This window comes from Nonomuraea sp. ZG12, from assembly GCF_052068115.1.
Classification (GTDB): domain Bacteria; phylum Actinomycetota; class Actinomycetes; order Streptosporangiales; family Streptosporangiaceae; genus Nonomuraea.
In genome coordinates this window covers 51,451-61,456 of the sequence record NZ_JBQHCW010000038.1, presented here as the reverse complement: position 1 = coordinate 61,456, position 10,006 = coordinate 51,451, and the positions used below count along the sequence as shown (strand labels likewise).

The window sequence follows — 10,006 nt, the reverse complement described above, 5'->3', positions numbered from 1 at the left end:
ACCCCCCGTGCCGATGACCAGGACGGACGTGGCTATCCGGTTCTCCGGCGCATGCATGGTGTGCTCCTCAACCCGCAACTTCACGAAAGCAGTTCCACGAAGCAAGACCGGACAGCACCGCGATCTGTGACATCCCGCGAGTAAGCCGCGCCGGCTACCCGGCCGCTTGTGATCGGAATCCTGCCTCGGACCCATCCATTTGGACGCGCTGTTCGCCGATCACGGACAGCAGGCGCAGCTTGTCGTAGCTCTCGCTGCCCGAGGGCGCGGTGTAGACGACGAGCATCTGGGACTGATCGGGGTCGAGCAGCGTCTGGCAGTGCAGTTCGAGCAGGCCGAGCTGGGGGTGCTGGATGCGCTTGGCCGGGCAGTACGGGCGGCCGACCGGATGCTCGTGCCACAACGCGGCGAACTCGGCGCTCTTCACCAGCAGGGCGTCCACCATTGCCGCCACGCGCGGGTCCTTGCGGTCGCGGGTGTACAGGTCGTGCAGGTTCGCGGCGATCAGTCTGCTGTGCGTCGGGTGGTCGTCCTCGGGATGGATCGACCGCGCGGCGGGGTCGGTGAACCACCGGTAGTGCGCGCTGCGGCCCGGCCCGGTGCGGACGGTGTCGTCGCCGAGCAGCGCCTTCGACAGCCGGGTCTGCTTCAACGTCTCGCCCAGGTAGTTCACGACCTGGGCGGCGGCGTCCTCCAGGCCGTCGAAGATGCGCATCATGCCAGGGTTGAGGTGGTCGGCGCGCAGGGTCCGCTGCGGGGTGGCGTATCCGGCGAGACGGAACAGGTGGTCGCGTTCCTCCAGGGACAGGCGCAGGCCACCGGCGAGGGAGGCGAGCATCTGCTCGGACGGGTGCGGCCCGCGCCGCTGCTCCAGCCTGCTGTAGTAGTCGACCGACATGTCGGACAGGACGGCGACCTCCTCGCGCCGCAGCCCGCCTGTACGCCGCCGCCCGCCCCGAGGGAGCCCCACGTCCTCGGGCTGCAACGCCTCGCGGCGGCTGCGCAGGAATTCGGCGAGTCGCGCCCGGTCCACAGATCCTCCTCTGCGCGAATGGGTCGAATGACTTCAGTATCGAGGGGCCGGTCCCGCGTATCCATGTTCTGTCAGTCCCCCGATAGGCGGAACGGGGATCGGGGCCGGCCCGATTCCCTGGATCGGGAGAACATTCCTCCCGTTTCCGCCGGCTGCCACGGTTCTCGTATGAACACAGCAACCCACTGGATCGGCGGCCGGCACGTCGCCGGATCCGCTTCCCTGATCGACGTGGTGAACCCGGCGACCGGCGAGGTCATCGCCCAGGTGCCGGACGGCACCACCGCCGACGTCGACCGCGCCGTAGCCGCCGCGAACGCGGCCTTCCCCGGCTGGGCCGCCACCGACCCGGCCGAACGCGCGCAAGTCGTCGGCCGCATCGCCGACGGACTGAGCAGCCGGGCCGAGGAGATCGCCACCACCATCACCAGCGAGATGGGAGCTCCCATCACCCTGTCCCGCACCGCGCAGGTGGGCTTCCCGGTCGCGGTGGCGGCGTCCTTCGCCGCGCTCGCCGCCGACTTCGCCTGGACCGAGCGGATCGGCACCTCGCTGGTCGTACGCGAGCCGATCGGCGTCGTGGGCGCCATCACGCCCTGGAACTTCCCGCTCCAGCAGATCGTGTCGAAGCTGGCGCCCGCCCTGCTGGCGGGTAACACCATGGTGTTCAAGCCGTCCGAGATCGCGCCGCTGACGGCGGCGATCCTGGCCGAGGTCGCGGCCGAGGCGGGGCTGCCCGCCGGGGTGTTCAACGTCGTCCATGGCACGGGCCCGACCGTCGGCGCGGCCATCACGGCCCATCCCGGCGTCGACATGGTGTCGTTCACCGGCTCCACCCGTGCGGGCAGGCAGGTCTCCGCCACGGCCGCGGCGACCGTCAAGCGGGTCACGCTGGAGCTCGGCGGCAAGTCGGCCAACATCATCCTCGACGACGCCGATCTCGCCGAGGCGGTCACCCACGGCGTCGCCATGATCCTCACCAACGGCGGCCAGGTCTGCGGCGCGTGGCCGCGGATGCTGGTGCCGGCCGCGCGGCAGGACGAGGCCGTCGAACTGGCCGTGGCCGCCGCCGCTGCCTACACCGTCGGCGACCCCACGGACGAGGCCACCCGCATCGGCCCGATGGCCTCCGAACAGCACCGGCAGCGGGTCGACGGCTACATCGAACGCGGCCTCGCCGACGGCGCCCGGCTGGCGCTCGGCGGCCCGGGAAGGCCCGACGGACTGCCCGAGGGCGCGTACGTACGACCGACGATCTTCGCTGACGTCGCGCCGGACTCAGTGATCGCCCAGGAGGAGATCTTCGGTCCCGTCCTGACCGTCATCCCGTACGTCGGCGACGACCAGGCCGTGGAGATCGCCAACAGCACGATGTACGGGCTCACCGGCGCCGTGTTCGGCAGCCACGACCGCGCGATGGGGATCGCCCGCCGGCTGCGCACCGGCCAGGTGGACGTCAACGGCGGCGACTGGAACGTCCTGGCGCCGTTCGGCGGATACAGGCAGTCGGGCAACGGCCGCGAGTTCGGCCGGCACGGCCTTGAGGAGTATCTCGAGACCAAGTCCATCCAGGGCTGATCCCCTGCCCGTCATCTCCCGATTCCGGTGGAAATCTTCCTGGACCGTAACTTGGCACTGGCCTGTCCTTGCTGCTCAACAGGTAAGCAGGAACAGTCCGGCTGGGGGCCAGCGCCGGGGGCAGGGGGAAGACAATGACGGATACGGTGCCGAGCAATCCCGGCGGACCGGGAGATCTCGAACAGGCGGCGGCGGTGTTCACCGGTGTACGGCGGCGCCTGTTCGGCATCGCCTACCGGATGCTGGGCAGCGCGGCCGAGGCCGAGGATCTGGTGCAGGACGTCTGGCTGCGCTGGCAGGCCTACGACCGCGCCACCGTGGCCAGCCCCGCCGGGTTCCTGTCAACGGTGACCACCCGGCTGGCGATCAACGCCGCCACGTCCGCCCGCGCGCGCCACGAGACGTACGTCGGGCCCTGGCTGCCCGAGCCCGTCGACACCGGCGCGGACCCCTACCTCGGCGCCGAACGCGGCGAAGCCCTGGAGTTCGCGGTGCTGCTGCTCCTGGAGCGGCTCACGCCCACCGAACGGGCGGCGTACGTGCTGCGGGAGGCGTTCGACTACCCCTACCGGCAGATCGCCGACATCGTCCGGCTCAACGAGGCCGCCGTACGCCAGCTGGTCAGCAGGGCACGCAAGCGGGTGCTCGCCGAGCGTCGCACCCCCGTGACCGAAGCCGAGCAGCGCAGGCTGCTGGCGGCCTTCGTCGTCGCCGCCCGCTCCGGCGACCTGACCGCGCTGGAGGAGCTCTTCGCCGCGGACGTGACCAGCTACTCCGACGGCGGCGGCACCGTACGCGCCTCGCGCATCCCGGTGGCGGGCGCGTCGCGGGTGGCGAGGTACATCAGGGCGTTCGCCGGCCGCTTCTGGGCCGGCGTCGAGGTGGCCTGGGCGAACACGAACGGCCAGACCTCCGCCCTGCTCAGCCGCGACGGCCGGGTGTTCGCCGCCCTCACGGTCAACGCCTCGGAGCAGGGCATCGACCAGGTGCTGTGGATGATGAACCCGGCCAAGCTCACCGCCGTGGCCACCGCGCCCGACCGAGGCGCATGATCCGTTACGAGGCTCGCCAGGCCGCGGTCGTTATCGTGACGGCCACGAGCAGGACGCAGACGGCCGTGACCGCCGCGACGACGGCCGCCACGCCGATCTGGGGTGTCGCCAGGGGCAGCGCCAGGATGACGGCGACGCTGCCCGCCAGTGCTGCCGGATGGATGACGGACGCCGAGGTGACGAGCGCGTGCACCGCCCACAGCAGGGCCAGGTACACGGCGGTCGGGATGGCGACGGCGTAACCGAGTGCGACCGGTGAGGCCGCCACGGCGTGCCCGGTCTGCTCCACCGCCACTTCGAGCCCGGAGCCGAGGGCGGCCAGGGCCGCGAAGATGCCGTAGTGGCCGTACCCCCACAGGAACGACCGCTGACGGCGGTCGCTGAGACCTTCCCCCGCCTCGACGAGGAAGTAGAGCCACCAGAGCGCGAACAGCAGGACCAGGCCGCAGCCGGCGATGACGACGAAGGGGCCGTCCACCTGGTGCGCTTCGAGCGCCCCTTCGACTCCCCGGCTCGCGGCCAGAACGCTCTCGCCGAGCAGGATGATCGTGAACAGGCCGTAGCGCTCGGCGATGTGGTGCGGGTGCCAGTTGGTGGCCCTGACCCGCTCCGCCCACCGTGGCACCGCCAGTTCCAGGACGACCAGGCAGAGGAAGAACGGCAGGCCGGAGGAGGCGGGCAGCACGCCCGTGTCCACGAGGAAGTAGCGAAGCAGCCATCCCACCTGCACGACGGCGATGCCGCCGGCGTAGCGCAGCGCGGTGCGGCGGCCGGCCGGGTCCTCAAGGCCGGCCCGCACCCACTGGATGACGAGCCCGAACCTCATGATCACATAGCCCAGCGTGACGATCCCGTAGTCGGAATGATCGGCCGCGGCGGGCACACCCGCGGCGAGCACCAGCACACCGGCCATCTGCACCATGGTCAGCAGCCGGTAGGCGACATCATCGGTGTCGTACGACGAGGCGAACCAGGTGAAGTTCATCCACGCCCACCAGACGGCGAAGAACACCTGGAGGAACGGGACCAGCCCGGCCGAGCCGTGACCTTCGGCGATGGCGTGCGCGAACTGCGCCGTGATGGCGGCCACCGCCACCACGAAGGTGAGATCGAACAGCAGCTCCAGCTGACTCGACGCGCGATGGGGCTCGTCGATGGCACGTGCCGTCATCCGGACCCGGATCCGGAAGGTGGTGCTGGCTGGTGGCACGGTTTCGCTCCTGTCGTTCCGCGACGTCGGACTCCATCTGAACAGACAGGGGAGCGTGGTGATCTGTGACAATGCCGACGCCGTGGGCGCCTGTCACAGAACGGCGCGCCGTCCTGTCTTAGTGCTTGGCCATCTGCCTCAGCGCTTGGTCACCTGTCACCTTTCTGACCTAATGCCACGATTATCCGCCACTTTTCCAGACCTGTATGAACGTAAGGGAAGGAGTGTGTGCTGTGACAGCGCACCCCACAGCCTTGTACGACGGCGAGGCTCCGCCCCCATCCCGGGCCGCGACCGCGATCCGAACGCCCGCTGACACGATGCGCGCGTTGAAGCGCGAACTGGGAAAGAAGCGGCAATTCGCCTCCGACGCCTCCCACGAGCTGCGCACGGCGCTCACGGGCCTGCGCACGGAGTTGGAGGAAGCTCGCCTGCATCCCGACGAGACCGACCTCGGCGACCTGCTCATCCGTGCGCTCAGAGACGTCGACCGGCTGGACGCGATCATTACTGACCTGCGGATCCTCGCCGGGATGGACGCCGGCCCGCCGATGCCGCCACAACGTGTCGACCTCACCGACCTGGTCCGTGACGAGGTCGCCCGCAGAACCGACCGCATCGCGGTCCGGCTCCGCCTGGAGCCGGGAGTGACCGTCCAGGCCGTCCCGGTCCGGCTCGGCCGGGTCCTCACCAACCTGCTGGACAACGCCCAACGGCACGGCAGGCACCTGGTCGAGGTCCGGGTGAGCCACGACGACGACCACGCCGTCCTGACGGTCGCCGACGACGGGGAGGGAATCGCCGAATCCGAACGGGAACGGGTCTTCCAGCGTTTCATCCGGCTGCCGGCCGCCCGCCGCCTCGACCAGACCGGCACCGGCCTCGGCCTGGCGATCGCCCGCGACATCGCCCGATCCCACCTCGGCACCCTGCACGCCGGAGAGTCGGAGACCGGCGGCGCGAGCTTCGTCCTGCGTCTTCCCGTCTCACCGGTGGACCGGGCGCCCCGGCCACGTACCCGGCTCGGCACGTCCAGAAGGGTGAACCTGGTCCCCACGCGCACACGGAAGAGCTGCCGGAGCTGCCTGTAGGGGGGCAGGCCCCACCAACGACTGGTGTGCCAGCCGCAATGTCGCGGCTCGCGAGCCCTTCTAGAGTTTCCCCATGAGCTTCGCACGATTGACGACGTCAGGCGCGCTTCTGGGGCTCGTGGCGGTGCTGACCGGGTGCGGCGTCGGCGGTTCGCTTCATGAGGACACGGTGTCGTACGACGTCACCGGCAAGGTGGCGGCGCTGCACGTCGAAGCCGACTCCGGATCCGTGGAAGTGGTCGGGTCGGATCGCCGGGACATTCGCGTGACCGAGCGGCTGAGCTGGCACAACGACAAGCTGGCGACCAGCCACGAGGTGCGGGGGGACACGCTGGAGCTGGCGTTCACCTGCCCCACCACGTGGGGGTGGGGAGCCGTAGGCACCACCTGCGACGTGAGCTACCAGGTCGAGGTGCCCGAGCACCTCGGCGTCAAGGTGACCTCCGACTCGGGGGACCTGACGCTCAAGGACCTGTCCGGCAACGTGGCGGCCACCAGCGACTCCGGGGCGATCAGGACGATCGGGCTGACGGGCAAGCAGGTCACCACGAAGACCGACTCGGGCGACATGACCCTGACCTTCGCCGGGCAGCCCGACAAGGTCACGACGGCCACGGACTCGGGCGATACCGTGATCCACGTGCCGCAGGGGCCGTACAACATCGTGGCCAGAACGGACTCCGGGACCAAGGACATCAAGGCGGCCGGCGACTCCTCGGCGGAGCGTTCGATCGAACTGTCCAGCGACTCCGGTGACCTGCAGGTCGTGACGCCCTGACGTGGGCGCCTTCTGCCCCTGATGCTGGTCTCCGAGCTTTGCGCGTGATTCCAGACGGGGTGGCGCTGGTACGTGGTCATCGCCGTCTTCGTCGGTGGAAGCCCCCCCGGGCACGGTGCAAGATCTCCTCGGCGCACCGGCTCCCGCGATCTCCTACGCAGAGCCTCTGTCCGATGAGCGGTGGTACGGGACGACGATGGTGCTGCACTGGGCGGGCAAGGTGGCACTGCCTGCCGTCGTCTGTGCCGTGGTCCTGACCCTGCTGGCGGCTCGTCCCTACCGGCCTGGCCAGTCGATCGCCGCCAGCGCGACGCTTTCCTCGCCATCGGTGCTGATGGCCGGACTGGTGCGCCTGGCCCTGCTCAGGGCCAGGCCCTGGGAACCTGACAGCGGCCGGATCGAGCCCACCGGCCACGGGCCGAGAAGAGGGAGTCAGTCCTCCAAGGAGAGCGCTCGGCTGGGGCAGAGTTCGACCGCCAGTTGAGCGCTGCGCGCCTGGTCCCCTTCTGGCCGTTCGACGAGGACGGTCACGGTGCCGTCGCTGTCCTGGTCGAAGACCGTCGGCTCGGTGAGCACGCATTGAGCCGCGCCGACGCAGACGTCGGTGTTGGCGACGATGTGCATGGCAGCGCCTCCTACCAGGTGACCGGGAACTCGTGGATGCCGTAGATGTTCGCGTCGTTCTTGTACGGCAACGTGTCGAGGGGCACGGCCGGGCGGAGATCCGGGATCCTGCGGAACAGTGTGTCGAACACGATCTCCAGCTCCATCCGCGCGAGATTCTGGCCCAGGCATTGGTGTGCCCCGAATCCGAACGTGATGTGGTTGCGCGCGCCGCGTTCGATGTCCAGCTCGTCCGGCTGGTCGAACACGTCGGGATCCCGGTTGGCGATGTTGCCCAGTGTCACCACGGCGTCGCCGGCGCGGATCGTCACGCCGCCGATCTCGACATCGGCGACCGCGACGCGGGAGGTCACGAATTCGGCGATCGTGAAGTAGCGCAACAGCTCATCGACGGCCGCCGGTGTCTTCGACGGGTCGTCACGGATGGTACGGATGTCCTCCGGACGTTCGAGCAGGGCCATCGTGCCCAGGGAGATCATGTTCGCCGTGGTCTCGTGACCGGCGACGAGCAGCAGGAACGCCAGGCTCCGCACCGCCTCGCGGTCGTCCGACTTGGCGAGCTGGCGGCTGAGCAGGTCGTCGGCCGGCTCCTTCTCCTTGGCCGCGATCAGGCCGTCAAGGTATTCGAGCAGCTCGGAGACGGCCAGCATGCGATCTTCCTGCGTGATCGTACGGCTCAGCAGCCGCGACGAGCGGGCCTGGAAGAAGTCGTGGTCGGCATAGGGGACGCCGAGCAGCTCACAGATGACCAGTGAGGGCACCGGCAGAGACAGTGCATTCACCAGGTCCGTGGGACGCGGCCCGGCGAGCATCGCGTCGATGTGCTCATCGACGATCTCCTGGACCCGTGGACGCAGCGCGGCCAGCCGCTTGACGGTGAACTCGCCGACGGCCGCACGACGTGCCGGGCCGTGCTCGGGCGGGTCCATGATGATCATGGCCGGCTTGAAATCCGGGGGAAGCACGCGCTGCCCCTTGAGGAGCAGCGGGAAGTTCGGATTCCGCCGGTCGGAGCTGAACCTCGGGTCGGTCAGCATCGCGCGGATGTCCGCGAGCCGCGTCATCGCCCACGCGGTCATGCCGCTGGGCAGGGTCACACGCGAGATCGGAGCCTCCTCCCGCAGTCGCCGGTGCTCGTCCGGCGGCGCATGGGGGCAGCCGCGCGTGATGGGCAGCGTGGAGGGTTGAGCTGTGGTCATGGCTTCATCCGATCTTGACGGCAGCGTATCTGGAAGAATTTCCTCCGCTTAGCTTCACAGTACATAAGCGGAGATTTGTCGTCCACCTAGGCCGGGGGATATTTTCTGAAGGTGGAAGAGGAGCAGGATGGCGGCTAGCCCGGAGATCCGGATGCGGGCCGACGCGCGGCGCAATCGCGACCAGATCCTCGCCGCCGCTCGCGCGATGTTCGCCGCCCAAGGCTCCGACGTCCCGATGGAGGAGATCGCGCGCACCGCCGGCGTCGGCGTGGGCACGCTCTACCGGCGTTTTCCGGACCGGGAATCGCTCATCCGCGCGGTCGCGAAGGAGAGCCTCGCCCAGGTGCTGCAGGACGCGCGTGCGGCGTCCGCCGAAGAGCCGACGGGATGGGACGCGCTGAAACGTCTGATCGCCAAGTCGCACCAGCTCCAGGTGAGCTTCCAACTCGCCTGGAGTTCCTCGCGGGTACGGGAGATCCTTCAGGTCGATCCGGAGATCGGCGAGATCCGGAACACGTTGATGGCCGAGATCGCCCAGATGGTCAAGAACGCGCAGACGGAAGGCACCATGCGTCCGGACATCGGCGTCGGGGACATGGCGGTCCTGTTCGTGCTCATTCTGCGCCAGTCGCCGGCCATGGACGCTCTGGGGACATTCGCGGCCGAGCGCACCGTCGCCATCATGCTGGACGGCCTGCGGGCGCGCTCGAACGGCGAGCTACCAGGTCACCCGATCACCATGGAGGAGCTCCGCTGGCCGGGAATCGTCAAGGATTGACCAAGGCGTTCGTCTATCTATGAGCACTGCCACAGAAAGCGGCCTTCGCTGCCGTCAGCGTCGAGAAATCCGTAACCGACACCGGCGTCACCGAAGTTGACGTCGTAGAGTGCGTCGCTGTCCTCAAGCTGGAACAGGAAGCTCCAATCCCCGGGCGGAAACTCCTCGTCCTGGAGCCAGGTGGGCGGACCGCCGAGCCGGTTGTCCCAGCCCTTCTCGAGCTCGGCAGGACTGGTCGGCACGAGGTCAACGGCGAGATCGCCGCTCATCGTGGGGCCCTCGGCGTCGTCTGTCACCGTGATGAAGGACGGCACCCGTCCAGGCTGCACGATCAGCGCGTTCTCGCCCCCCTCGGCCTCCCAGGTGCCCTCGACGTAGTCCTCACCACCGGTCATGAACAGGTAGGCCATCCGGACCTCCTCTCCGGGAAGCCGAAACTGGCCGAGGAACGTCATCGGTGTTCGCAACGCGGCGGACAGCGGCCACTGCGGCTTGTCGACCCAGGCCGGCTGGCCACCCAACTTGGTCACTGGCTCCAGGATGGGCGCGTCAGCCTTGCTGAGCACAAGGCGGCAGGGGGGTTGGCTGATCGTCATAGACCAGAACATAGTGCCGACCACCGACCATCGAGCGCTCACCTAGCGTGGCGCAGAGCTTTCGCGA

10 protein-coding genes are annotated in these 10,006 nt (G+C 69.0%); 5 read left to right on the top strand and 5 right to left on the bottom strand.

The window, feature by feature from the left end:
• Positions 1-154: 154 nt before the first annotated feature.
• Entirely contained in the window at positions 155-1,033 is an 879-nt protein-coding gene (locus ACTMTF_RS46305; protein ID WP_441116461.1) for a helix-turn-helix transcriptional regulator, read from the bottom strand.
• A gap of 168 nt (positions 1,034-1,201) precedes the next feature.
• Between ACTMTF_RS46305 and ACTMTF_RS46300 the strand changes: the two genes are divergently transcribed.
• The gene (locus ACTMTF_RS46300; protein WP_441116460.1) at positions 1,202-2,611 is read left to right on the top strand and encodes an aldehyde dehydrogenase family protein; all 1,410 of its coding nucleotides are present in this window, start codon (positions 1,202-1,204) and stop codon (positions 2,609-2,611) included.
• A 134-nt stretch (positions 2,612-2,745) separates the two neighbouring features.
• Entirely contained in the window at positions 2,746-3,663 is a 918-nt protein-coding gene (locus tag ACTMTF_RS46295) for an RNA polymerase sigma-70 factor (RefSeq protein ID WP_441116459.1), read from the top strand.
• Between the two features lie 4 nt (positions 3,664-3,667).
• On the opposite strand, the gene ACTMTF_RS46290 is transcribed toward ACTMTF_RS46295, so the two are convergent.
• Positions 3,668-4,873 carry a low temperature requirement protein A gene (locus tag ACTMTF_RS46290; RefSeq protein WP_441116458.1) on the bottom strand — a complete coding sequence of 402 codons (1,206 nt, stop codon included), beginning with the start codon at positions 4,871-4,873 and terminating at the stop codon, positions 3,668-3,670.
• 329 nt (positions 4,874-5,202) lie between these two features.
• Here ACTMTF_RS46290 and ACTMTF_RS46285 point away from each other — a divergent pair, with 329 nt between their 5' ends.
• Both ACTMTF_RS46285 and ACTMTF_RS46280 read left to right on the top strand, forming a co-directional pair.
• Entirely contained in the window at positions 5,203-5,964 is a 762-nt protein-coding gene (locus ACTMTF_RS46285) for a sensor histidine kinase (protein WP_441116457.1), read from the top strand.
• Positions 5,965-6,037: 73 nt separating this feature from the next.
• A complete protein-coding gene (locus tag ACTMTF_RS46280; protein WP_441116456.1) occupies positions 6,038-6,742 on the top strand; it encodes a DUF4097 family beta strand repeat-containing protein in 705 nt (234 codons plus the stop codon).
• Positions 6,743-7,174: 432 nt separating this feature from the next.
• Here the strand turns inward: ACTMTF_RS46280 and ACTMTF_RS46275 are convergent, their stop codons facing one another.
• Together ACTMTF_RS46275 and ACTMTF_RS46270 are read right to left on the bottom strand one after the other, a co-directional pair.
• Positions 7,175-7,366 carry a ferredoxin gene (locus ACTMTF_RS46275; RefSeq protein ID WP_441116455.1) on the bottom strand — a complete coding sequence of 64 codons (192 nt, stop codon included), beginning with the start codon at positions 7,364-7,366 and terminating at the stop codon, positions 7,175-7,177.
• An 11-nt stretch (positions 7,367-7,377) separates the two neighbouring features.
• Positions 7,378-8,565, bottom strand: coding sequence for a cytochrome P450 (locus ACTMTF_RS46270; RefSeq protein ID WP_441116454.1), 1,188 nt, complete (start codon positions 8,563-8,565; stop codon positions 7,378-7,380).
• A 127-nt stretch (positions 8,566-8,692) separates the two neighbouring features.
• On the opposite strand from ACTMTF_RS46270, the gene ACTMTF_RS46265 reads away from it, so the two are divergent.
• Positions 8,693-9,343 (top strand): TetR/AcrR family transcriptional regulator, encoded by a 651-nt coding sequence (locus tag ACTMTF_RS46265; RefSeq protein ID WP_441116453.1) that lies wholly within the window; start codon positions 8,693-8,695, stop codon positions 9,341-9,343.
• A gap of 17 nt (positions 9,344-9,360) precedes the next feature.
• Here the strand turns inward: ACTMTF_RS46265 and ACTMTF_RS46260 are convergent, their stop codons facing one another.
• Positions 9,361-9,939 (bottom strand): hypothetical protein, encoded by a 579-nt coding sequence (locus tag ACTMTF_RS46260; protein ID WP_441116452.1) that lies wholly within the window; start codon positions 9,937-9,939, stop codon positions 9,361-9,363.
• Positions 9,940-10,006: the final 67 nt, after the last annotated feature.